The 20812-nt window shown below is 70.6% G+C and carries 20 protein-coding genes; 9 read left to right on the top strand and 11 right to left on the bottom strand.

Annotated features, from left to right (window positions below; all coding sequences use genetic code 11):
* Positions 1 to 6: 6 nt before the first annotated feature.
* Genes WJM96_RS12020 through ppdK form a run of 4 tightly spaced genes read left to right on the top strand, consistent with a single transcriptional unit; the run spans position 7 to position 5463 of the window.
* Positions 7 to 255, top strand: a complete 249-nt coding sequence (locus WJM96_RS12020; protein ID WP_424812728.1) for a type II toxin-antitoxin system VapB family antitoxin — start codon at positions 7 to 9, stop codon at positions 253 to 255.
* Positions 252 to 641, top strand: a complete 390-nt coding sequence (locus tag WJM96_RS12015) for a type II toxin-antitoxin system VapC family toxin (protein WP_424812727.1) — start codon at positions 252 to 254, stop codon at positions 639 to 641. The genes WJM96_RS12020 and WJM96_RS12015 overlap by 4 nt, the downstream gene beginning before the upstream one ends.
* Positions 641 to 2779, top strand: a complete 2139-nt coding sequence (gene glyS / locus WJM96_RS12010; RefSeq protein ID WP_424812726.1) for a glycine--tRNA ligase subunit beta — start codon at positions 641 to 643, stop codon at positions 2777 to 2779. Before WJM96_RS12015 ends, glyS begins: the two co-directional genes overlap by 1 nt.
* A gap of 11 nt (positions 2780 to 2790) precedes the next feature.
* Positions 2791 to 5463 (top strand): pyruvate, phosphate dikinase, encoded by a 2673-nt coding sequence (gene ppdK / locus WJM96_RS12005; protein WP_424812725.1) that lies wholly within the window; start codon positions 2791 to 2793, stop codon positions 5461 to 5463.
* A gap of 85 nt (positions 5464 to 5548) precedes the next feature.
* On the opposite strand, the gene WJM96_RS12000 is transcribed toward ppdK, so the two are convergent.
* The 3 genes from WJM96_RS12000 to WJM96_RS11990 all read right to left on the bottom strand — a co-directional run bounded on the left by WJM96_RS12000 (position 5549) and on the right by WJM96_RS11990 (position 8124).
* Positions 5549 to 6703 (bottom strand): cupin domain-containing protein, encoded by a 1155-nt coding sequence (locus WJM96_RS12000; protein WP_424812724.1) that lies wholly within the window; start codon positions 6701 to 6703, stop codon positions 5549 to 5551.
* A 52-nt stretch (positions 6704 to 6755) separates the two neighbouring features.
* Entirely contained in the window at positions 6756 to 7538 is a 783-nt protein-coding gene (locus WJM96_RS11995; RefSeq protein ID WP_424812723.1) for a hypothetical protein, read from the bottom strand.
* 94 nt (positions 7539 to 7632) lie between these two features.
* The gene (locus WJM96_RS11990) at positions 7633 to 8124 is read right to left on the bottom strand and encodes a hypothetical protein (protein WP_424812722.1); all 492 of its coding nucleotides are present in this window, start codon (positions 8122 to 8124) and stop codon (positions 7633 to 7635) included.
* A 184-nt stretch (positions 8125 to 8308) separates the two neighbouring features.
* Here WJM96_RS11990 and WJM96_RS11985 point away from each other — a divergent pair, with 184 nt between their 5' ends.
* Complete coding sequence (locus WJM96_RS11985) at positions 8309 to 9271, top strand: Bug family tripartite tricarboxylate transporter substrate binding protein (RefSeq protein WP_424812721.1); 963 nt, start codon at positions 8309 to 8311, stop codon at positions 9269 to 9271.
* On the opposite strand, the gene WJM96_RS11980 is transcribed toward WJM96_RS11985, so the two are convergent.
* Complete coding sequence (locus WJM96_RS11980) at positions 9268 to 9873, bottom strand: class I SAM-dependent DNA methyltransferase (RefSeq protein ID WP_424812720.1); 606 nt, start codon at positions 9871 to 9873, stop codon at positions 9268 to 9270. The two genes, WJM96_RS11985 and WJM96_RS11980, sit on opposite strands and share 4 nt — an antisense overlap.
* Positions 9874 to 9950: 77 nt before the next feature.
* On the opposite strand from WJM96_RS11980, the gene WJM96_RS11975 reads away from it, so the two are divergent.
* The 3 genes from WJM96_RS11975 to WJM96_RS11965 are packed head-to-tail and all read left to right on the top strand — an operon-like array spanning position 9951 to position 13660.
* On the top strand, positions 9951 to 10460 hold the full coding sequence (locus tag WJM96_RS11975; protein WP_424812719.1) for a tripartite tricarboxylate transporter TctB family protein: 510 nt from the start codon (positions 9951 to 9953) through the stop codon (positions 10458 to 10460).
* Positions 10460 to 11962 (top strand): tripartite tricarboxylate transporter permease, encoded by a 1503-nt coding sequence (locus WJM96_RS11970; protein ID WP_424812718.1) that lies wholly within the window; start codon positions 10460 to 10462, stop codon positions 11960 to 11962. The genes WJM96_RS11975 and WJM96_RS11970 overlap by 1 nt, the downstream gene beginning before the upstream one ends.
* A 30-nt stretch (positions 11963 to 11992) precedes the next feature.
* Positions 11993 to 13660, top strand: coding sequence for a stimulus-sensing domain-containing protein (locus WJM96_RS11965; protein ID WP_424812717.1), 1668 nt, complete (start codon positions 11993 to 11995; stop codon positions 13658 to 13660).
* A gap of 6 nt (positions 13661 to 13666) precedes the next feature.
* Here the strand turns inward: WJM96_RS11965 and WJM96_RS11960 are convergent, their stop codons facing one another.
* Both WJM96_RS11960 and WJM96_RS11955 read right to left on the bottom strand, forming a co-directional pair.
* Positions 13667 to 14689: a DUF1254 domain-containing protein gene (locus WJM96_RS11960; RefSeq protein ID WP_424812716.1), complete on the bottom strand. Its 1023-nt coding sequence runs from the start codon at positions 14687 to 14689 to the stop codon at positions 13667 to 13669.
* Between the two features lie 42 nt (positions 14690 to 14731).
* Positions 14732 to 15586 (bottom strand): LysR family transcriptional regulator, encoded by an 855-nt coding sequence (locus WJM96_RS11955; RefSeq protein ID WP_424812715.1) that lies wholly within the window; start codon positions 15584 to 15586, stop codon positions 14732 to 14734.
* 129 nt (positions 15587 to 15715) lie between these two features.
* Between WJM96_RS11955 and WJM96_RS11950 the strand changes: the two genes are divergently transcribed.
* The gene (locus WJM96_RS11950) at positions 15716 to 16879 is read left to right on the top strand and encodes a mandelate racemase/muconate lactonizing enzyme family protein (protein ID WP_424812714.1); all 1164 of its coding nucleotides are present in this window, start codon (positions 15716 to 15718) and stop codon (positions 16877 to 16879) included.
* 121 nt (positions 16880 to 17000) lie between these two features.
* On the opposite strand, the gene WJM96_RS11945 is transcribed toward WJM96_RS11950, so the two are convergent.
* The 5 genes from WJM96_RS11945 to WJM96_RS11925 form a co-directional block, all read right to left on the bottom strand.
* Complete coding sequence (locus WJM96_RS11945; RefSeq protein ID WP_424812713.1) at positions 17001 to 17957, bottom strand: Bug family tripartite tricarboxylate transporter substrate binding protein; 957 nt, start codon at positions 17955 to 17957, stop codon at positions 17001 to 17003.
* Between the two features lie 45 nt (positions 17958 to 18002).
* The gene (locus tag WJM96_RS11940; protein ID WP_424812712.1) at positions 18003 to 18401 is read right to left on the bottom strand and encodes a DUF1398 domain-containing protein; all 399 of its coding nucleotides are present in this window, start codon (positions 18399 to 18401) and stop codon (positions 18003 to 18005) included.
* 12 nt (positions 18402 to 18413) lie between these two features.
* On the bottom strand, positions 18414 to 18863 hold the full coding sequence (locus WJM96_RS11935) for a MarR family winged helix-turn-helix transcriptional regulator (RefSeq protein ID WP_424812711.1): 450 nt from the start codon (positions 18861 to 18863) through the stop codon (positions 18414 to 18416).
* 46 nt (positions 18864 to 18909) lie between these two features.
* The gene (locus WJM96_RS11930) at positions 18910 to 19668 is read right to left on the bottom strand and encodes a glucose 1-dehydrogenase (protein ID WP_424812710.1); all 759 of its coding nucleotides are present in this window, start codon (positions 19666 to 19668) and stop codon (positions 18910 to 18912) included.
* Between the two features lie 84 nt (positions 19669 to 19752).
* Positions 19753 to 20778 (bottom strand): amino acid ABC transporter substrate-binding protein, encoded by a 1026-nt coding sequence (locus tag WJM96_RS11925; RefSeq protein WP_424812709.1) that lies wholly within the window; start codon positions 20776 to 20778, stop codon positions 19753 to 19755.
* Between the last annotated feature and the right edge of the window lie 34 nt (positions 20779 to 20812).

Genomic DNA, 20812 nt, shown 5'->3' with positions numbered 1-20812 from the left:
TCTACCATGGGCCAGCTGAACATCAAGGACGAGGAGCTGATCGCGAAGCTGAAGCGGCTTGCCGAGCGGCGCAGCAGCTCGGTCGTCGAGGTCCTTCGCCGCATGGTCGAGCAGGAAGTGCTCCGGGACGAGGAGGAAATCGCCCGCCGCCTGGAGGCCATCCGTGAGATCACGCGGGAATCCGCGAAGCTCGTCCCTCCCGGCGTCACCAGCGACCCTTCGTATCTCTATGACGAGAACGGCCTGCCGAAGTGATCCTGGATACCTCGGCCCTGATCGCCATGCTCTGGGGCGAACCCGAAGCGGCGGCCCTGGAGGCGGCGGTTTCCGCGTCGCAATCCCTCCTGATTTCGGCGCCGACGCTGCTGGAGGCGGCGACCGTGGCGGAAGGCCGGATCGGCCGGGAAATGGGAAACCGGCTGGATGATCTGCTTGCGCGGATAGGCGTCGAGATCGTCCCCTTCACCGCCGAGCATGCCGCCCTGGCCCGCGAGGGCTGGCGCCGCTACGGCAAGGGCCGCCACCCGGCCGGACTCAACTTCGGCGATTGTTTCGCCTATGCGCTCGCCAAGAGCCGCAACGAACCCCTCCTGTTCAAGGGCGATCACTTCGCCCAGACCGATGTGAAGGCTGCGATCTAGTGCCCGAACTGCTCATCGAATTCCTGACCGAGGAAATCCCCGCGCGCATGCAGGCCCGCGCGGCCGACGATCTGTGCCGGCTGGCCAAGGCGGGCCTGGCGCCGCTGATGCAGGGCGAGCCGCGCGGCTTCTACGGCCCCCGCCGCATCGGCTTCGTGGCCGAGATGGCGCTTTCCGCCCAGACCCCGGCCAAGGAGGAGCGTGGCCCGCGCATCGGCGCGCCCGAGCAGGCGCTGGCCGGCTTCCTCAAGAAGCACAATGCGACGCGCGAGATGCTGGTCGAGCAGAACGGCTCGCTCGTCCTCGTGAAGCCGGGCGAGACCATCACGGCCGAGGCCCTGCTGCACCGGGCGCTGCCCGAGCTCGTCTGGAGCTTCCCCTGGCCGAAGAGCATGCGCTGGGCCAATTCGGCACTGATGTGGGTGCGGCCGCTGCAGCGCGTGCTCTGCCTCATGGACGGCAAGCCGGTGCCGGTCGCCTTCGCGCGCGGCCACGATGCGGCACATGGCCTCGTGGCGGCGGAGCTGACCGAGGGCCATCGCGTCCACGCGCCGGGCGCCTTCGCCGTGACGGGCTTCGCCGACTACGTGGAGAAGCTGCGCGGCCATTTCGTCGTGCCGGAGGCGGAGGAGCGGATGGCCCTCATCCGCGGCCGCGTGGCCGAACTGGCCTCGGCCGAGGGCGTCGAGGTCGTGCCCGACGAGGGCCTGCTGGCCGAGGTCGCGGGGCTGGTCGAATGGCCGGTGCCGCTGCTGGGCCGCATCGACGACGCCTTCATGGACCTGCCGGCCGAGGTGATGCGCACCTCCATGCGCGTGAACCAGCGCTACTTCGCCCTGCGCAAGCCGGATGGGACGGCCGCGCCCTACTTCGCGCTGGTCGCGAACATCGCGGCGACGGATGGCGGAAAAGCGCTGGTCGCGGGCAATGAGCGCGTGCTGCGCGCGCGCCTCTCCGACGCGCGCTTCTTCTGGGACCAGGACCGCAAGCAGAAGCTGGAAGACTTCCTGCCGAAGCTGGACGGCGCGGTGTTCCACGCGAAGCTCGGCACCCAGGGCCAGCGCGTGCTGCGCCTCGTGCGTCTGGCTGGCGTGCTGGCGCCGCTGGTGGGCGCCGAGGTCGCGCTGGCCGAGCGAGCGGCGCTGCTGGCCAAGGCGGACCTCGCCTCCGGCATGGTGGGCGAGTTCCCGGAGCTCCAGGGGATCATGGGCGGCTATTACGCCCGCCTGCAGGGCGAGGATGCGCGCGTGGCCGATGCCATCGCGCAGCATTACCGGCCCTTGGGCCCGACCGACGCCGTCCCGACGGAGCCGGTGGCGATCGCCGTCTCGCTGGCGGACAAGCTGGATCAGCTGGCGGGGTTCTTCGCGGCGGACGAGCGGCCGACGGGCAGCGGCGATCCCTTCGCGCTGCGCCGCGCTGCGCTCGGCGTGATCCGCATGCTGCGCGAGAACGGGCTGCGCCTGAGCCTGCGCGATATCCTGGGCGAGGTCTTCTTCGGCTTCCCGCAAGCCACCGGGACCACCGCCCAGCCGGAATTCGGCATGGCCGTCGCGACCGAGCGCATGAAGGCAGGTGCGCCGCCCGACAGCCGTCATCCGCCCATGGTCGCCGCCTTCGCGGCGGGCGTGGTGGACTTCCTCACCGACCGCCTCCGCGTCCAGCTCCGCGCCGAGGGCGCGCGGCATGACCTCGTCGCCGCCAGCATCGGCGAGGACGACGACATCCTGCGCATCCTTTCGCGCGCCGAGGCGTTGGGCTCGCTTGTGGAATCCGAGGACGGGAAGAACCTGCTCGCCGCCTACAAGCGCGCCCAGAATATCCTGCGCATCGAGGAGAAGAAGGACGGCCCGCATTCCGGCGCCGTCGATGAATCGCTCCTCGCCCTGCCGCAGGAGAAGGCCCTGAACGCCGCGCTGGCGGAGGCCGAGGCGAAGGTGCACGGCCTGCTGGCGGCCGAGAGCTTCGGCCCGGCCATGTCCGCGCTGGCTGCGTTGCGGGCCCCGGTGGACGCCTTCTTCGATGGCATCCTCGTGAACGACCCCGAGCCTTTGTTGCGCCGCAATCGTCTGCGGTTACTCTCGCGCCTGCGGCTTGCGATGGATGCCGTCGGCGATCTCTCCAAGATTGAAGCTTGAAGGAAACGCGCATGACTCAGTGGGTGTACAGCTTCGGAGCCGGCCACAACGAGGGCAGCGCCGATATGCGGAACCTGCTCGGCGGCAAGGGAGCGAATCTCGCGGAGATGGCCTCCATCGGCCTTCCGGTGCCGCCGGGCTTCACCATCACCACCGAGGTCTGCACCTACTTCTACGACCACGGGAAGCAGTATCCCGCTGAGCTCAACGGCGCCGTGAAGGCCGCGCTCGGCCGCATCGAAGCCGCGGTCGGCCTCAAGTTCGGCGATACCGACAAGCCGCTGCTCGTCTCCGTCCGCTCCGGCGCGCGCGTCTCCATGCCCGGCATGATGGACACGGTGCTGAACCTCGGCCTTAACGACCAGACGGTCGAGGGCCTGGCCAAGGCCAGCGGCGACGCCCGCTTCGCCTGGGACAGCTATCGCCGCTTTATCCAGATGTACGGCTCGGTCGTGCTCGACGTGGATCACCACCGCTTCGAGGAGATCATCGAGGATGTGAAGCTCGACCGCGGCGTGGCGGAGGACACCGCGCTCACAGCCGAGGATTGGCGCGAGGTCGCTTCCGGCTTCAAGACCGTGGTCGCCGACGCCACCGGCGCCCCCTTCCCGCAGGACCCCGAGGCCCAGCTCTGGGGCGCCATCGGCGCCGTCTTCGGCTCCTGGATGAACGCCCGCGCCAACACCTATCGCCGCCTGAACGACATCCCCGCGAGCTGGGGCACGGCCGTCAACGTGCAGGCGATGGTCTTCGGCAATATGGGCGACGATTGCGCCACGGGCGTCTGCTTCACGCGCGACCCCTCCACGGGCGATGACGTCTTCTACGGCGAGTACCTCATCAACGCCCAGGGCGAGGATGTGGTGGCCGGCATCCGCACGCCGCAGCCCATGAGCAAGGAGCGCGCCAAGCCCGGCGAGAAGCCGATGGAAGAGGTGATGCCGGCCGCCTACCAGGAGCTCGTCCGCGTCCGCTCGGTGCTGGAGAAGCACTACAAGGACATGCAGGACATCGAGTTCACGGTGCAGCAGAACAAGCTCTACATGCTGCAGACGCGCAACGGGAAGCGCACGGCCGCCGCCTCGCTCAAGATCGCGGTGGACATGTGCCGCGAGGGGCTGATCGGCGAGACCGAGGCCGTGACGCGCGTGGCCCCAGGATCGCTCGACCAGCTGCTGCACCCGACGCTCGACCCCAAGGCGCCGCGCAAGCTGCTGAGCAAGGGCCTTCCGGCCTCGCCGGGCGCCGCCTGCGGCGTCGTCGTCTTCAGCTCTGACGAGGCCGAGATGCGCGCCCAGAAGGGCGAGAGCGTCATCCTCGTCCGCATCGAGACGAGCCCCGAGGACATCCACGGCATGCACGCCGCCCGCGGCATCCTGACCACGCGCGGCGGCATGACGAGCCACGCCGCCGTGGTCGCGCGCGGCATGGGCCGGCCCTGCGTGGCGGGCGCCGGCGGCATCGCGGTGGATTATGCGGCGCAGGCGCTTTCCGCCGGCGGCCAGATCATCCGCGCGGGCGACACGATCACCCTGGACGGTGCGACGGGCGAGGTCTTCATCGGTTCCGTCGCGATGATCGAGCCGCAGCTCTCCGGCGATTTCGCGACGCTGATGGAGTGGGCCGACAAGGTGCGCCGCATGAAGGTGCGCGCCAATGCCGAGACGCCGCTCGACGCCGACACGGCGCGCAAGTTCGGCGCCGAGGGCATCGGCCTCTGCCGCACCGAGCACATGTTCTTCGACCCCGCGCGCATCGGCGCGGTGCGCCAGATGATCATGTCCGAGCACGAGGAGGGGCGTCGCGGGGCGCTGGCCAAGCTGCTGCCCTTCCAGCGCAGCGACTTCACCGAGCTCTTCCGCATCATGGCGGGCCTGCCGGTGACGATCCGCCTGCTCGACCCGCCACTGCACGAATTCCTGCCGCACACGGAGGAGGAGATCGCCGAGGTCGCGAACGGCCTGGGCGTGGATGCCAGCGCCATGCAGCGTCGCGCGGCGGAGCTGTCGGAAGCCAACCCGATGCTCGGCCATCGCGGCTGCCGCCTCGGCATCAGCTTCCCCGAGATCTACGAGATGCAAGCCCGCGCCATCTTCGAGGCGGCGATCGCGGTCGCCAAGGAGACCGGCAAGGCGCCGGTGCCCGAGATCATGATCCCGCTGGTGATGACGAAGCGCGAGCTCGACATCACGCGTGCCCAGGTGGACGGCATCGCGGCCAAGGTCTTCGCGGAAACGGGCACCACCATCGAATACATGGTGGGCACGATGATCGAGCTGCCGCGCGCCTGCCTGATCGCCGACAGCATCGCCGAGAGCGCGGATTTCTTCAGCTTCGGCACGAACGACCTGACGCAGACGACCTTCGGCCTCTCGCGTGACGACGCGGGCAAGTTCCTGCCGACCTATGTGGAGAAGAACATCCTGCCGAAGGACCCGTTCGTCTCCATCGATCCGGACGGCGTGGGCGCGCTCATGTCCATCGGCGCGCAGAAGGGGCGGAGCGTGAAGAACGACCTCAAGCTCGGCATCTGCGGCGAGCATGGCGGCGATCCGTCCTCGGTGCAGTTCTGCGAGACGGTCGGGCTCGACTACGTGTCCTGCTCGCCCTACCGCGTGCCGGTCGCGCGGCTGGCGGCGGCGCAGGCCGCGCTGCAGTCCGGCGGCATCGACCGCACGGCTTAGTATTTGATGTCCTCAGACGCCGGGCGCGCGCTTCGCGCGCTTGGCTTCGCGCTCCTGGCCCGAGGCTAGGCCTCGGGCGGCGGGATCAAGCCCGTTCCAGCAGGCCCATGCGCCAGAGGCGCTGCGCGAAGTCGCTGCCGCCCGGCTCCGCGCCTTCGCTGAAGGCCGCCAGGATCTCCGCCTCCTCGGGCGAGAGGTTCATGGCGCCGCCGCTCCAGAACAACGTGGCCGATCCGTCGTCGCCCTGGATCAGGTGGGTGTGCATACCCTCCGTCAGGCGCAGCGGGCTCTGCGGCATGGGCGCGAAGAGGCCGCGCGCGGGGAGGGGCTGGCGGTCGCGCGCCAGCTGTTCCAGCAGCAGGCTGGTCAGGCGCCCGGCCTCGGAGGCGCCGCCCAGCCGGTCGAGCCGCCGGGCGAGTTCCGGCTGCAGGTCGGCCTCGCCGATGCGCCAGGTGGGCACGCTGTCGCGCAGGCGCGGGTCCCGCTGCTCCATTTCGTCGATCAGGTTGCGCAGCGCCTGGGCCCAGCTCGCCTCCATGAAGCCGACCGTGATGTGCAGCGAGGGCTCGCCGTGCTCGGTCGCGGCGTCATGCATGAGGCCGCGCGGGATATAGAGGGCGTCGCCGGGTTCCATGACGAATTCATGCGGCTCGCCCTCGGGCTTGAGCTTGCCGGGCCAGGGCGTGTTGCGCGTGGGGCGCTCCACCGGCTCGCCGTCCCAGACGCGCCAGCGCTTGCGGCCCTCGACCTGCATCACCAGCACGTCGTGCGTGTCGTAATGCGTGCGGAAGCCCTGCGCGCCGGGCGGCGTCAGGTAGATGTTCGCCTGCACCGGGTGCAGGAACAGCCGCTCCAGCCCCCGGCAGAAATCGGCCAGCGGCGGGTGCGATTCGTGGAACTGCGCCAGCACCAGCGAGGCGCCTTCGTCGAAGCGCATGAGCAGGTTGGGCAGGTCGATGCGGCCATCCGGCATGGTATATTCGTGCTCGGGCACCGCGGCGCTGCCGTTGCGCGAATCATCGGCCATGGAGATCCGCAGCGAGCGCGTGCCGTCCGTGCGCAGGTGGCGGTCGAGGACCGCCGTGCTCAGCAGCCGCTCATAGCGCGCACGGTCGGCTGAGCGGATCAGCTTCCAATGCGGAGTCTCGCGCAGGGCCAGCACCTCCTCGACCTCCATCCCTTCGAAGGCGAGGGCGAAGGCGGCCTCGGCAAGTCCGGTGCCTTTGCTGTGCTGATCCATGTCTGATCCTGGTCGAGGGGTCTGGCAGTCTAGCGCGGAGAGGGCGCGCGTTTCACCGGCGCCCGTAGCCTGCCGCGTCGTAGGGATCGGAATCGGTGCGGCTGCGCCGGTATCCGCCACGGCCATTACCGGGCGGGTCGTTGGGATCGCCGTCGGTGACGCCGGTGCCGCGCCGGTACCCACCGCCGCGCCCATTGCCGGGCGGGTCGTTCGGATCGCCGTCGGTGACGCCGGTGCCGCGCCGGTATCCGCCCCCGCGCCCATTGCCGGGCGGGTCGTTGGGATCGCCATCGGTGATGCCGGTACCGCGCCGGTAGCCACCGCCGCGCCCATTGCCGGGCGGGTCGTTCGGATCGCCGTCGGTGACGCCGGTGCCGCGCCGGTATCCGCCCCCGCGCCCATTGCCGGGCGGGTCGTTGGGATCGCCATCGGTGATGCCGGTACCGCGCCGGTAGCCACCGCCGCGCCCATTGCCGGGCGGGTCGTTCGGATCGCCGTCGGTGACGCCGGTGCCGCGCCGGTATCCGCCCCCGCGCCCATTGCCGGGCGGGTCGTTGGGATCGCCATCGGTGATGCCGGTACCGCGCCGGTAGCCACCGCCGCGCCCATTGCCGGGCGGGTCGTTCGGATCGCCGTCGGTGACGCCGGTGCCGCGCCGGTATCCGCCCCCGCGCCCATTGCCGGGCGGATCGTTCGGGTCGCCGTCGGTAAGGCCAGTCCGGGCGGGGTAGTAGCCGGGGCCGGGCGGCGCGACGCAGGCCGTGAGGCTGGCGGCGGAGCCGCCGAGCACGGCGGTACGCAAGATGAGGAGGCGTCGGCTCAGTCGGTTATTCATGGCGTTTCCTTGCGGCGTCGTGGGAGCGGCCGTGCGGTCCGGAAATTAGCGGGCAGGAATGAAGGACAAATGAGGATTCCGTCGGGCGACGGCGTCAGCGGCGCCCGCGTCCTGCCCCATCATACGGGTCGGCATCGGTGCGGCCCGTGTATCCGCCGCCGCCGCCGCGCCCCCGTCCGCGCCCGGGCCCATCCGAAGGATCATTGTCGGTGATGCCGGAGCGATACCCGCCACGTCCCCGGCCGGGCCCGTCACTCGGGTCGTTGTCGGTCACGCCGCTGCGCGGTGCCGCGCGATAGCCGCCCCGGCCACGGCCCGGACCGTCCGAGGGATCATTGTCGGTGATGCCCGTGCGCCCGCCGCCGCCGCTGCGCCCGCGGCCGGCCGCGTCATAGGGATCGTTGTCCGACCGGCCGGAGCGGCCGTAGCCCGCGCGGTCGTTCGGGTCGTTGTCGGACCGTCCGCTCTGTGCCTGCGCGTCCGGCGCGGCGGCAGCCATGCCGGCGATCGCTCCGGCGCTGCCAACCACGCGCGCCACCAGCAGCCTTCGGCCGAGGCGAGGATCTTTCTTGTTGTTCTCGGACATTGGGCCCGTGTGTTCTTGCTGAGGGGACAGGAAGCTTGCGACGGAACATTTCTTTCAGGCAAGAGATTCAACACCTTGTGGAGTTTAGTGGCGAATTTGTAATCCTCGGCCCAGCCCGGCCACTGTTGCGCGCGGCGGCGTCCGCGCCCAAGCATGCGGAACTCCAGGGAAGAAGATCCGCCGCATGAACCGCCGCCATTTGCTTGCCACCCCCATGCTCGGTCTCGCTCTCGCGGCGGGGGACGCCTCGGCCCAGCAGCGCTTCGCCAATCTCAGCATGTTCATTCCAGCTGGCCCCGGCGGCGGCTGGGACGGGCTCGGCCGTGCCATCGAGCAGGTGGCGCGCCAGGCCGGGCTCGTCGGCAATTTCCAGTTCGAGAATGTCGGCGGCGCCGGCGGCATTGTGGGCCTGCCGCGCTTCGTGGCGCAGCGGCGCGGGCGGGGCGATGCGCTGATGGTCTCGGGCTCCATCATGGTGGGCGCGGTGCTGACCAACCGCTCGCCGGTCGGGCTTTCCAACGTGACGCCCATCGCGCGCATGACGCAGGAAGTGGGCGTGGTGGTCGTGCCCGCGCAGTCCGACATCCGGGACATCGCGGGGCTGCTGAATGCCTTCCGCACCAATCCGGGCGGCACCTCGGTGGCGGGCGGCAGCGCCGGCGGGACGGATCACATCACGCTCGGCCTCGTCCTGCGCGCCCTGGGCCGCAATGCGCGCGAGGGCAGCTACGTCGCCTTCGCGGGCGGCGGCCCGGCCCAGGCAGCCATCCTCGGCGCGCAGGTGAAGGCCGGCATCTCCGGCTATTCGGAGTTCTCGGAGCAGATCAAGGCAGGCCGGATGCGCGCCCTGGCGACGACCGGCGAGACGCGGAGCGACCCGGCCATCCCCACGCTCAAGGAATCCGGCGTGGACGTGGCGATCGCTAACTGGCGGGGAGTCTTCGGCGCGCCCGGCATCAACCCGAACCAGAAGGCGGCGCTGACGACCTTCGTCACCGAGCTGGTGGCGCTGCCCGCCTGGCGCGACCTGATGGAGACGCGCGGCTGGGACAACGCCTTCCTCGCGGGCGCCGAGTTCGAGCGCTTCCTGGCCGCCGACATCGCCGCCACCGAGACGGTGCTGAAGGAGCTTGGGCTCGCCGGCTAGGACTGGCGCGCCAGCCAGACGGTGTGGCCGCCGCAATCGGGATCCTCGGCGAGGTGCGCTTCCACCTCGTAGCCCTGGGCGGCCAGCAGCGCCCGGTATTCGTCCGGGGCGAGGCTGGAATGGTAGAGTTCCTCGCCCTCGAAGCTGCCCAGCGCCTCGCCGTCGGACGGGCCGCTCGTGAACATCAGCGCCGAGCCCGCCGCCGCATGCCGGGCGAAGACGGGGAACATCGCGCGCTGATCCTCGCGCCTCAGGTGGAAGAAGCTGTCCCAGGCGAGGATGCCGTCGAAGCGGCGGCCGAGGTCCAGGCCCCGCATGTCGGCCACATGCCATTCGTGCGCGGGATGGCGTGCCTCGCACAGGGCGATCATCGCCGCCGAGGAGTCGACGCCCGTCACGCCGAAGCCCCGCGCGATCATCTCCGACGCGAGGGGGCGGCCTGACCCGCAGCCGAGATCGAGCACCGCGCCGCCCGGGGGAACCAGCCCGCAGAACCGGTCGAGCCATCCGCGCTCCATCAGCTTCCCGCCATGGTTGCGCTTCCGGTCCCACGCGCCCGCATGCCTTTCGTAGAGGCCGATGACGTTTTCCGCGGATGACAAGGATGCCATCTCCCCGACACGTGACTTGCGGGCATGATCCTGCGCATGAAGCCCGAATTGAGGAAGCGCGAGGCCGCATGACATCCCGTATTCCGCTGCCGGATCTCCTGGCCGGCCTCGCCGTGCTGGTCTTCGGCCTGGTCGGCATCTGGCAGGCCTGGGCTATTCCCGTCTCGCCGCTTTATGCCCAGGTCGGCCCCAAGCCGGTGCCCTATGTGGTCGCGACCTGCCTCGTGCTGCTCGGCGCCGCCTTGGTGGTGCAGGCGGTGCGCGGCGGCTGGTCGCATCATGTGCCCGAGGTCGTCGAGTCCGGCCCGCCCAACACGCGCTCGCTCGGCCTGCTCTTCGCGGGGCTGGCGGCGAACCTCCTGCTGATCGGGCCCGCCGGCTTCTCCATCGCGGCCACGGTGCAGTTCGTGCTGGTGGCCCGCGCCTTCGGCAGCCGCTCGATGGCGCGGGACCTGCTCATCGCCCTGCCGCTCACGCTGCTGGTCTGGTTCCTCTTCGTCGAGGGGCTCGGCGTGAATATCGGCGCGGGCATCCTGGAGGGGATCGTGCTGCGGCTGCTGGGCCAGGAGGTCGTCTGATGGAAGCGATCTCGGGCCTCGCCCTCGGCTTCTCGCATGCGCTCAGCCTCCCCAACCTGGCCTGGGCCATGCTCGGCTGCTTCCTCGGCACGGCGGTCGGCGTGCTGCCGGGCATCGGGCCCGCGCTCGCGATCGCGCTGCTGCTGCCCATCACTTTCCAGGTGAGCGCGACCGGCGCCTTCATCCTCTTCTGCGGCATTTTCTACGGCGCCATGTATGGCGGCAGCACCACCTCCATCCTGCTGAACGCGCCGGGCGAGTCCGGCTCCATCATCACGGCGCTGGAGGGCGCCAAGATGGCGCGCAACGGGCGCGCGGGCCCCGCCCTCGCGACCTCGGCCATCGGCAGCTTCGTCGCGGGCGTGGTGGGGACGCTCGGCATCGCCTTCCTGGGGCCGGTCGTGGTGGACCTCGGCCTCATGCTCGGCCCGGCCGAGTATTTCTCGCTGATGCTGCTCTGCTTCGTGACCGTCTCGGCGGTGCTGGGCGGCTCGGCGGTGCGCGGGCTGGTGAGCCTCTTCTTCGGCCTTTCGCTCGGCCTCGTGGGCATCGACCTGCAGACCGGCCAGCCGCGCATGACCTTCGGCCTGCCCGAGCTGCTGGACGGCGTGAACGTGGTGCTCGTCGCCGTCGCGCTCTTCGCGGTGGCCGAGGCGCTGCACATGGCCTGGCGCCATGTGGAGGGCGGCGGGCAGGTGCTGCCGGTGGGCAATCTCTGGCTCTCGAAGTCGGACCTCAGGCGCAGCTTCTGGCCCTGGATCCGCGGCGCGGGCCTCGGCTTTCCCTTCGGCGTGCTGCCGGCCGGCGGCACCGAGATGCCGACCATGCTGAGCTACTACGCCGAGAAGAAGCTGGTCGCCCCCGAGCACGCGCATGAGTTCGGCACCACCGGCGCCATCGAGGGCGTGGCGGGGCCGGAGGCGGCGAACAACGCGGCGGCCGCGGGCATCCTCGTGCCCATGCTCACCCTCGGCCTGCCGACCAGCGCGACGGCGGCCATCATGCTCTCGGCCTTCCAGAGCTATGGCATCCAGCCCGGGCCGCTCTTGTTCCAGACGCAGGGCGAGCTGGTCTGGACGCTGATCGCGAGCCTCTTCATCGCCAACGTCATGCTGGTGGTGCTGAACCTGCCGCTGATCGGCCTCTGGGTCCGCATCCTGAAGATCCCCGCGCCGCAGCTCTATGCCGGCATCCTGGTCTTCGCGACCATCGGCACCTACGGCATCAGCAACTCCATCACCGACCTGCTGCTGCTCTACGGCATCGGCATCATCGGGATGTTCATGCGCCGCTTCGACTTCCCCGTCGCGCCGGTCGTGATCGGCATGATCCTGGGCCCCATGGCCGAGCAGGCGTTGCGCCAGGCCCTGACCATCAGCGAGGGCAACTGGTCCACCTTCGTCACCCGCCCGGGCAGCCTCTGCCTGCTGATCCTGGCGGCGCTGGCGCTGGCGGGGCCGCGGCTCTACACCCGGCTCGCGCGGAAGGCCGAGGGCGGGTAAGCTCCCGGTCCATGCGGGACAAGCCTGTGAATGCCTGAAGCGCCTCTTCTGAAGCTCGAGGATGGGCAGGCCGAAGCGCCGCGCCGCCGGCGCTGGGTCTCGCCGCTGCTGCGGCGAATCCTGCTGGTGAACGCGCTGCCACCCGCGCTGCTTGCCGTGGCGCTGCTCTATCTCGACCAGTACCAGAACGGGCTGCTGGCCGCCGAGGTGGAGGCCATGCGCAACCAGGCGCGCATCTATGCCGGCGCCATCGGCGAGGCCGCCGTCCGCATCCAGGACGACCGCGCCGTGCTGGTGCCCGAGCAGGCGCGCCCGCTGCTGCGCCGCCTGGTCGAGCCTTCGCCCAACACGCAGGCGCGGCTCTTCGATACGGCGGGCCTCGTGGTCGCGGACAGCCGCGTGCGCGAGGGTTCCGGAAGCGCGGTGGTGACCGAGCCCTTGCCCGCGCCAGAGCCGCGCGGCGCGATCTCCAACTCCGTCTCGCGTATCTACGAACGGCTCCTGAGCCTGCTGCCCAGCCAGGCGCGCAATCCCGTGGTGCTGGACACCACGCCCGATGCGCAGAGCTTCGACTGGCAGCCGGATCTCGGCCCCGAGCGGCAGGCGGAGCTGCGGCTGGCGCTGGAGGGGGGCGTCACGCCCTATATCCGCCGCACGCCCGATGGCCGCCTGCTGGTGAGCGTCGCCGAACCCGCGCGGCGCGGCGCGCAGGCGGTGGGCATCGTGCTGCTGACGCGCGAGGCGCGCGAGGTGGATGAGCGTCTCTTCGAGATCCGCGCCAGCGTGCTCGGCCTCTTCCTGCTGGCGCTGGGGCTGACGGTGGCCGTGTCGATCTACCTGACCTGGACGATCGCGACGCCGGTGCTGCAGCTGGCCGGCGCGGCCGCCGAGATGCGGCAGGGCAAGGGGCGGGGCGGCAGCGTGCCCAGCCGCCTGCTGGAGCGGCAGGACGAGATCGGCATCCTCTCGCGTGATCTGCAGGCCGCGGCCCGCGCGCTTTGGGCGCGGATCGACGCCAATGAGCGCTTCGCGGCCGATGTGGCCCATGAGCTCAAGAACCCGCTCACCAGCGTGCGCAGCGCCATCGAGACGCTGCGCCGCGTGGAGGACAAGGAGCAGCAGCACCGCCTGCTCTCGATCATCGCGAACGATGCGGTGCGGATGGACCGCCTGATCGGCGACATCGCCGACAGCTCCCGCGTCGATGCCGAGCTGTCGCGCACCATCGCGGAGCCCGTGGATATCGGCCCCATCCTCGCGGTGCTGGTGGAGCTGCACAACACGACGCGCCAGCCGCGCGACCCGGTGATGCACCTGGAGGCGCCGGAGAAGCTTGTGATCCTGGGCGTGGAGGACCGCGTCGTGCAGGTGATCCGCAACCTGCTGGGCAACGCGGTCTCCTTCAGCCCGGAGGAGGGGCATGTCTGGCTCCGCGCCCGCGAGACGGCGACCGAAGTGGAGCTGATCGTCGACGACGAGGGGCCGGGCATTCCCGACGCGAAGCTGGAAGGCATCTTCGACCGCTTCTACACCGAGCGCCCCCGCGGCGAGCGCTTCGGCCAGCATTCGGGTCTCGGGCTTTCCATCTCGAAGCAGATCATCGAGGGGCTGCGCGGGCGGATCAGCGCGGAGAACCGGCGCGGCGCGGACGGCAAGGTGACGGGCGCGCGGTTCATGGTGCGGATCCCGCGCGGCTAGTCCGCCTTACGGCGCTTCCGGCGAGGGGAAGCGCCAGCTGCCGTCCAGGATCTCGGCCCGCGGGCGGTAGAGCCGCACCGTGTAGTTCCAGCCCGGCGTGATCGGCAGGCAGTTGGGCACCGTGCCGTCGCAGCCGCCGAACTGCACGCGCACGGTTCCGTCGGCCTCGCGCCGTGCCGTCACGTTGTTGACCGAATAGGCGTTCTGCCGATTGGGCTCGAAGAAGCCGCGCGCGTTGTAGACGCTGATGGACCAGAACCCATCCACCGGAACGTCGCCCACCGTGAGCCGGTAGATCGTGCTGCCGTCGTTCCGGGACGGGAGGCCGTTGAGGTACAGCGCGTCGCGGTCCGGATTGCCGCCCCAGCCGGCCGCCGAGCCGATCAGATGGCGCACGGGCTCGACCTCGCCGCGCGCGCCGAACATGCGGCGCGCATCCGGCAGCGTCGCGGCCAGGCCGAGGAGCAGCTGGCGGACCTTGTCCTGGCTTTCGCGGTCCCAGCGCGGCAGCTCCAGCCGGCCGGCGGTGCGCGGCTCGATCCGGATCGTATCCTGCAGCGCATGCACCTGCTGCAGGTCCTGCGGCTTGGCCGGGTCCACCAGGATGCGGATGATGGCCATGACATAGCGCGTGCCGACCTGCTCGCGCGTCAGCACGTGCCGGCCGGCGCCGTAGTGCACGCCGATCGTGAAGTGATCCTGCGAGATCACCTGCATGGCGAGGTAGCGGTTGCCCGGATCGGGCAGCACGATCGCAGTCGGGCCCGCATCAAGGTCGATGACGGCGGAAGAATAGAGCGTGTCGCGATTCATGCGGATGACGGTCTGCGCGTCCACCGGCGTCGGCTCGCGGTGGTGGACGAACCGCTCGAAGCCGCCGTTCGCGGAGGTCGCGGCGAAGTAGAAGTCGCTTTCGGCGCGGATGAAGTTGTCCGCGGTCACGGTGACGGCCGCGGGCTGGGCCATGGCCGCCGGCGCGACGATGGCGAGCACGGCCGCGATGAGAGAGCGGCCGAAACGGAGCGACATGGCGTTTCCTTCGTTGAGGCGAGGTATACTTGCCTGGGAAGGTTAATCCGCGCGGCCGCCGCCCCACAACAGATCCAGCGCCTGGCCGCCGGCGCCGCGGGCGCGGAAGAGGCGGATCTCGACCTCCAGCGAAATCCCTTCCGCGGCGGGGACCAGCCTTCCGCGCTCCACCTCCTCCTGCGCCATGGTCACGGGCAGCCAGGCGATGCCGCCGCCCTCGCGGGCGATGTTCATGAGCGTGGCCGCGAGATGCGAGGTCAGCACCGGCTCATGGCCCACGAGGTCGGGCAGGGCGGGCGCCGAGGCCGCCACGATCCGCCCGAGGCCCGAGGCCGGGTGATAGGCCAGCAGCCTCCGCGAGCCGCCGGGCGCCCAGAAGGGCGCCAGCACGTCCGCGCCCACGCGGATGCTCTCGAAGCGCTCGCCCTCCAGCCGCACGGGGGCGGAGGGGTGGTAGTGGCAGAGCAGCGCCTGCACCTCGCCCGCCAGCATGATCTGCTCGCAGGTTTCCAGGCTGTCGGAGACGAGGCTGATGGCGCCCATGGCGCCCAGCGGTAGGCGCGTGCGGATCCAGCCGGGGAAGAAGGTGAAGGAAAGCGCATGCGTGGCGGCGATGGAGAGCGAGCCGCGCTCGCGCTCCGCGATGGCCCGCATCTCCCGCTGGGCGCGGGTCAGCAGGCGGAGCATCTCTCCGGCGAGGGGGTGGAAGTGCTGGCCGGCTCCCGTCAGCTCGGCACCCTGGGCGCCGCGCAGGAAGAGGGGCACGCCCACCCAGTCCTCCAGCGCGCGGATGCGGCGGCTGAAGGCCGGCTGCGTGACGTGGCGCAACTCGGCGGCGCGGGAGAAGTTCCGCTGCTCGGCGAGGGCCAGGAAATCCTTCAGCCAGTCGAGTTCCATCACGAGTTCCCGTGGCGGCGATACCGGTCATGCATCGCGCGAGGCGACAACGGCATTGGCCCGCGCGCTGCCCGCAGAGGTAGCTCTTCCGCCGCGCCCCGCGAAGGGGGCGGTTCAGGAGAGCCAGCCTTGAAGATCGTCGACGTCTGCGAGATCACCCAGCCGATCTCGTCCCCCATCCGCAACGCCTATATCGACTTCACCAAGATGACCGCGAGCCTGGTGGCCGTGGTCACGGATGTGGTGCGCGACGGCCGGCGCGTCGTGGGCTACGGCTTCAACTCCAATGGCCGCTACGGCCAGGGCGGGCTGATCCGCGAGCGCTTCCGCAACCGCATCCTCGAGGCCGCGCCGGGCAGCCTGATCGACGAGGCGAACGACAATCTCGACCCGCACAAGATCTGGGCGGCGATGATGACGAACGAGAAGCCGGGCGGGCATGGCGAGCGCTCGGTCGCCGTCGGCACGCTCGACATGGCGATCTGGGACGCGACGGCGAAGATCGCGGGCAAGCCGCTGTTCCGCCTGCTGGCCGAGCGCAAGGGCGTGACCGCCAATCCGCGCGTCTTCGTCTACGCGGCCGGCGGCTACTACTATCCCGGCAAGGACGATACGCAGCTGCGCGCCGAGATGCGCGGCTATCTCGACCGTGGCTACAACGTGGTGAAGATGAAGATCGGCGGCGCGAGCCTGGCCGAGGACCGGCGCCGCATCGAGGCCGTGCTGGCCGAGATCGGCAGCGAGGCGCAGCTGGCGGTGGACGCGAACGGCCGCTTCGACCTGGAGACGGCGATCGCCTACGCCAAGATGCTCCGGGACTACCCGCTCTTCTGGTACGAGGAGGCCGGCGATCCCCTCGACTACGCGCTGCAGGCGGCGCTGTCGGAATTCTATCCGCGCCCCATGGCCACGGGCGAGAACCTGTTCAGCCACCAGGATGCGCGCAACCTGCTGCGCTACGGCGGCATGCGGCCGGACCGCGACTGGCTGCAGTTCGACTGCGCGCTTTCCTACGGGCTGGTGGAATACCTGCGCACGCTGGACGTGCTGGAGCAGTTCGGCTGGTCGCCCAGCCGCTGCGTGCCGCATGGCGGGCACCAGATGTCGCTGAACATCGCTGCGGGCCTCGGGCTGGGTGGCAATGAGAGCTACCCGGACCTGTTCCAGCCCTATGGCGGCTTCCCCGACAGCGTGCGCGTGCAGGACGGGCACATCGTGATGCCCGAGCTGCCTGGCATCGGCTTCGAGGGGAAGTCGGATCTCATCAAGGTGATGCGGGAACTTGCGGCGTAGTTTCCGCCCTCATAGGCCGGGCGGCGGCATCCGCCGCCCTGGCTTTGCCGGGCCGCGGGTTCGCTGACACGGCGGGTGGGCAGCGCCGGCCGATATTCGCGTGCGGCAGTCCGAATTCTTCTCAGTCCAGCCTGATATTCGCGGCCTGCGCGACCTCGCGGAAACCCGCGATGTCGTCGCGCAGCACCGTCGCATATTCCTGCGGCGAGGAGCCGCCGGGCGTGGCGCCCTCCGCCTCGTAGACGCGCGCCACATCCGCCTCGCGCAGTGCGGAGGCGACGGCCGCATTCAGGATGCCCATCGGCCCGGCCGGGATGCCCTTCGGCCCCAGCAGCCCCCACCAGATCGAGGCCTCGTAGTTGATGCCCGTCGCCTCCTTCACGGAAGGCGCCGGCGGGCTGCCGGCCGGCGCGCCCGGTCCGCAATAGGCCAGCAGCCGCACCCGGTTCTCGCGGATCGCGGCGGAAGCGCTGGCCATGGTGGTGATGAGCAGCGGTACGTGCCCCGCCACCACATCCGTCACCGCCGGCGGCATGCCGCGATACGGCACGTGGTTCAGCCGCAGCCCCGCGCGCAGCGCGAAGAGTTCCGTCACGAAATGGTTGATGCCGCCGGGGCCGGAGCTCGCGAAATCCACCTGGCCCGGCCGGGCGCGGCAGTACTCGATGAGCTGGCCGATGTCGCGTGGCGGGAAGTCCGGATGCACCAGCACGAGGAAGGGCGCCCGCGCCAAGAGCGACACGGTGTCGAAGCTGCCGATCGCGTCGTAGGGCGTGCGCTGCACGGCTGCGGAGGCGGCGAAGCTGCTGCTGGTGACCATCAGCGTGTGGCCGTCGGCAGCCGATTGCGCGACCTGCGCGGCGCCGATGGCGCCGCTCGCGCCCGCGCGGTTCTCGATCACCACCGGCTGGCCCAGGCGCTGCTGCAGCTTCTCGGCCAGCGGGCGGGCGATCACGTCGTTCGAGCCGCCGGGCGGGAAGGGGACGACGATTCGGACCGGCCGTTGCGGCCAGGTCCCCTGGGCCTGCGCGATGACGGGCGCGGCCAGCAGCCCCAGGGTCAAGGTACGACGCTTCATGGATTGATTCCTCCGCGCGCATCCTGGACCCGCGGGCGGCGGCGGTCACCTGGGGAACAATTCCGTGTGCGTTTCCGCGGCGCGGCCGAAATAGAGCGCGCGCCGCCCGGCGAAGGAGACGATGTAGCCCGCGCACCCGGCCGCAGCGGCCTTCCGGCAGAAGCCGCGATAGCTATAGCCGGGGACCAGCTGCTGCGCCTCGCGGATCGCGGCCTGGAGGGCCAGGACGTCGAAGCCCTCCGCGACGGAGGGCTCGCGATGCGCGGGGAGCTCCAGGCTCTCGCCGTCCGGCAGGTAGAAGGTCGCGGTGCCCCGGCGATAGTCGATGGCGTAGCTCTCGAAGCCCGCGCGCATCAGGGCGTCCACGATTTGCGGGAAGGTCATGCGGCCGGTGTCGGCGGCTTCCAGGCAGGCCTGCGCCATCTGCTGCTGCTGGTCGTCCATGGGGCGGTCCTCCTATTCCACGGGCGGGGCGGCGATGCGGTGATGCGCGGAGAGCCGGCGAAGGATGCGCTCCAGCGCCTTGCGGTCGGCCGGTGAGAGGGGCGCGAAGAACTCCGCGTCGTGACGGTCGGCCAGCGCTGCGAGCCGGGGCACCAGCCGAGCCCCTTGCGGGGTGAGGGCCAGCGTCTGCGCGCGCCCGTCATCCGGGTCCGCCGCGCGGAGGATCAGCGACTTGGCGATGAGCCGGTCCGCCAGCTTGGTGATCGCGCCGCGCGTCATGCCCATCACCTCCGCGAGGCGGCTCGGCGGCATGGGGCGCTGGCCGTGCAGCGCGCGCAGCATCACCCATTCGGCGACGGTCACGCCGGTCGCGGCGAGGTGGGCCGCGAAGCCATGAGAGACGTGGTTGGACACGCCGCGCAGCCAGAAGCCGAGATGGTCGGTGAGATCGGAAACCTTCATGATTGATGAGGAAACTAGATCGCCATTGGTTTCCTAGTCAACCGGATTACAGCCCGCCCGTGACGGGCAGCACGGCGCCGGTGACGTAGGAGGCGGCGTCCGAGATCAGCCAGGCCACGGCTTCCGCGATCTCCTCCGGCTCGCCCACGCGTCCCATCGGCACCCGTAGCGCCACGCGGGCCGGGCGGCCGGGATCGCCCGCCGCCGCATGGATGCCGGTCTGCACCGTGCCAGGGGAGACAGCGTTCACCCGGATGCCCTGCGCCGCGACTTCGCGCGCCAGGCCGCGCGTGAAGGTCTCGATCGCGCCCTTGGTCGCGGCGTAGTGGACGTATTCGCCCGGGCTGCCCGTCGCCGCCGCGATGGAGGAGATATTGACGATGGAGCGGCCCGCCGCATCCGGCCGCCGCGCGAAGCACCGCAGCGCCTCCTGCGCGCAGAGCAGGCTGCCCACGAGGTTCACGTCCACGACGCGGCGCAGCTGGTCCGCCGGCAGGTCGGCGAAGCGGCCGAGCGGGCCGGTGATCCCCGCATTGTTCACCAGCGCGTGCAGCGGGCCGAGCTCGCGCTCCGCGGCCTCGAAGAGGGCGGCGACATCTTCCGCGACGGAGGTATCGGCGCGGACCGCGATGGCGCGGCCGCCCTTCGCGGCGATCCCGGCGACGAGGGAGGAGGCGGCCTCGCCATCCTCGCGGAAGTTCACGCAGACGGCGTGGCCGTCCCGGGCCAGGCGCCGCGCGGTGGCGGCGCCGATGCCGCGGCCGCCGCCGGTGACAACGACCACGCGGGCTCCATCCTGGACCATGCCTTTCCTCCGATGCTGCGGGGAAAGGCTACAGGCGCGCTCCGGGCTCGCGGAGGCGGATGAATTCCCTCGAAGTCCGTGGCCTCACCGCATCGGCGGCGAGAACATCATCCCTCCGCGCGTCCAGAGGTCGTTCAGCCCGCGCGGCAGCCGCACCGGCGAATTGGCGCCGAGGTGGCGATCATAGATCTCGCCGTAATTCCCGACAGCCTTGATGGCATTGTAGATCCAGCGCCGGTCGAGCCCGATCGCGGGGCCGAGATCTCCGTTCACGCCCAGCAGGCGGCGGATGGCGGGGCGGGGGCTGTTCAGCATCTCGTCCACATTGGCGCGGGTGATGCCGAGCTCCTCCGCCTCGATCAGGCCGTAGGCGACCCATTTCACGATGTCGAACCACTGGTCGTCGCCATGGCGCACGGCGGCGGCGTAGGGCTCCTTGCTGATGCGCTCGGGCAGCAGGATGTGCTGCTCGGGGTTGGGAAGGGCGGCGCGGATGGCGGCGAGCTGCGCGGCATCGCCCGTGAAGCTGTCGCAGCGGCCGGCCTCGTAGGAACGGCGAGCCTCGTCCTTGTCCGCGAAGATCACGGGCGTGAAGCGGATGTTGTTGGCGCGCGACCAGTCCTGCAGGTTCAGCTCATGCGTGCTGGCGGAGGTGAAGCAGATCGACGACCCGTCGAGCTGGTTCGCGTGCTGCACGCCGCTATCCGCCCGCACCAGGAAGCCCTGGCCGTCGAAGAAGTTGGGCGCCGCGAAGTTCAGCCCGTTGGTCGCGTCGCGCAGATAGGTCCAGGTCGTGGTGCGGCTCAGCAGGTCGATCTGGCCGGTGGCGAGCGTCGGGAAGCGGTTCTGGCCGGTCAGGGGGTGCCAGGCCACGCGGCTGCCGTCGCCCAGCACGGCGGCGGCGACGGCGCGGCAGAAATCGGCGTCCATGCCCTGCCACTCGCCGCGGCTGTCGGGCTGGGACCAGGCGGGATCGCCGGTGGAGATGCCGCAGGCGACTTGGCCGCGCGCGCGCACGGTGGTGAGCGTCGGTCCATTGGCGATGGCGGCGGTCTGCGCGCTGGCGGCGGAGGCGACGAGAAGGAGGGCGGCGGCGAGGCGAGCAAGCATGGGTGCGGTCCTGAAACGACCGCCCATTGGCCCA

This window comes from Roseococcus sp. YIM B11640 (assembly GCF_049727625.1).
In the GTDB taxonomy this organism is placed as follows: Bacteria; Pseudomonadota; Alphaproteobacteria; order Acetobacterales; family Acetobacteraceae; genus Roseococcus.
The sequence above is the reverse complement of the archived record's forward strand: the minus strand, read 5'-3'. Positions and strand labels throughout refer to the sequence as shown.

What these genes read in the sequence shown, in the direction of transcription:
- WJM96_RS12020 (WP_424812728.1), top strand. Translation starts at nt 7, where the DNA reads ATGGGCCAGCTGAACATCAAGGACGAGGAGCTGATCGCGAAGCTGAAG.
- ppdK (WP_424812725.1), top strand. Translation starts at nt 2,791, where the DNA reads ATGACTCAGTGGGTGTACAGCTTCGGAGCCGGCCACAACGAGGGCAGC.
- WJM96_RS12000 (WP_424812724.1), bottom strand. Translation starts at nt 6,703, where the DNA reads ATGGATCAGCACAGCAAAGGCACCGGACTTGCCGAGGCCGCCTTCGCC.
- WJM96_RS11995 (WP_424812723.1), bottom strand. Translation starts at nt 7,538, where the DNA reads ATGAATAACCGACTGAGCCGACGCCTCCTCATCTTGCGTACCGCCGTG.
- WJM96_RS11990 (WP_424812722.1), bottom strand. Translation starts at nt 8,124, where the DNA reads ATGTCCGAGAACAACAAGAAAGATCCTCGCCTCGGCCGAAGGCTGCTG.
- WJM96_RS11985 (WP_424812721.1), top strand. Translation starts at nt 8,309, where the DNA reads ATGAACCGCCGCCATTTGCTTGCCACCCCCATGCTCGGTCTCGCTCTC.
- WJM96_RS11975 (WP_424812719.1), top strand. Translation starts at nt 9,951, where the DNA reads ATGACATCCCGTATTCCGCTGCCGGATCTCCTGGCCGGCCTCGCCGTG.
- WJM96_RS11970 (WP_424812718.1), top strand. Translation starts at nt 10,460, where the DNA reads ATGGAAGCGATCTCGGGCCTCGCCCTCGGCTTCTCGCATGCGCTCAGC.
- WJM96_RS11965 (WP_424812717.1), top strand. Translation starts at nt 11,993, where the DNA reads ATGCCTGAAGCGCCTCTTCTGAAGCTCGAGGATGGGCAGGCCGAAGCG.
- WJM96_RS11960 (WP_424812716.1), bottom strand. Translation starts at nt 14,689, where the DNA reads ATGTCGCTCCGTTTCGGCCGCTCTCTCATCGCGGCCGTGCTCGCCATC.
- WJM96_RS11955 (WP_424812715.1), bottom strand. Translation starts at nt 15,586, where the DNA reads ATGGAACTCGACTGGCTGAAGGATTTCCTGGCCCTCGCCGAGCAGCGG.
- WJM96_RS11945 (WP_424812713.1), bottom strand. Translation starts at nt 17,957, where the DNA reads ATGAAGCGTCGTACCTTGACCCTGGGGCTGCTGGCCGCGCCCGTCATC.
- WJM96_RS11940 (WP_424812712.1), bottom strand. Translation starts at nt 18,401, where the DNA reads ATGGACGACCAGCAGCAGCAGATGGCGCAGGCCTGCCTGGAAGCCGCC.
- WJM96_RS11935 (WP_424812711.1), bottom strand. Translation starts at nt 18,863, where the DNA reads ATGAAGGTTTCCGATCTCACCGACCATCTCGGCTTCTGGCTGCGCGGC.
- WJM96_RS11930 (WP_424812710.1), bottom strand. Translation starts at nt 19,668, where the DNA reads ATGGTCCAGGATGGAGCCCGCGTGGTCGTTGTCACCGGCGGCGGCCGC.
- WJM96_RS11925 (WP_424812709.1), bottom strand. Translation starts at nt 20,778, where the DNA reads ATGCTTGCTCGCCTCGCCGCCGCCCTCCTTCTCGTCGCCTCCGCCGCC.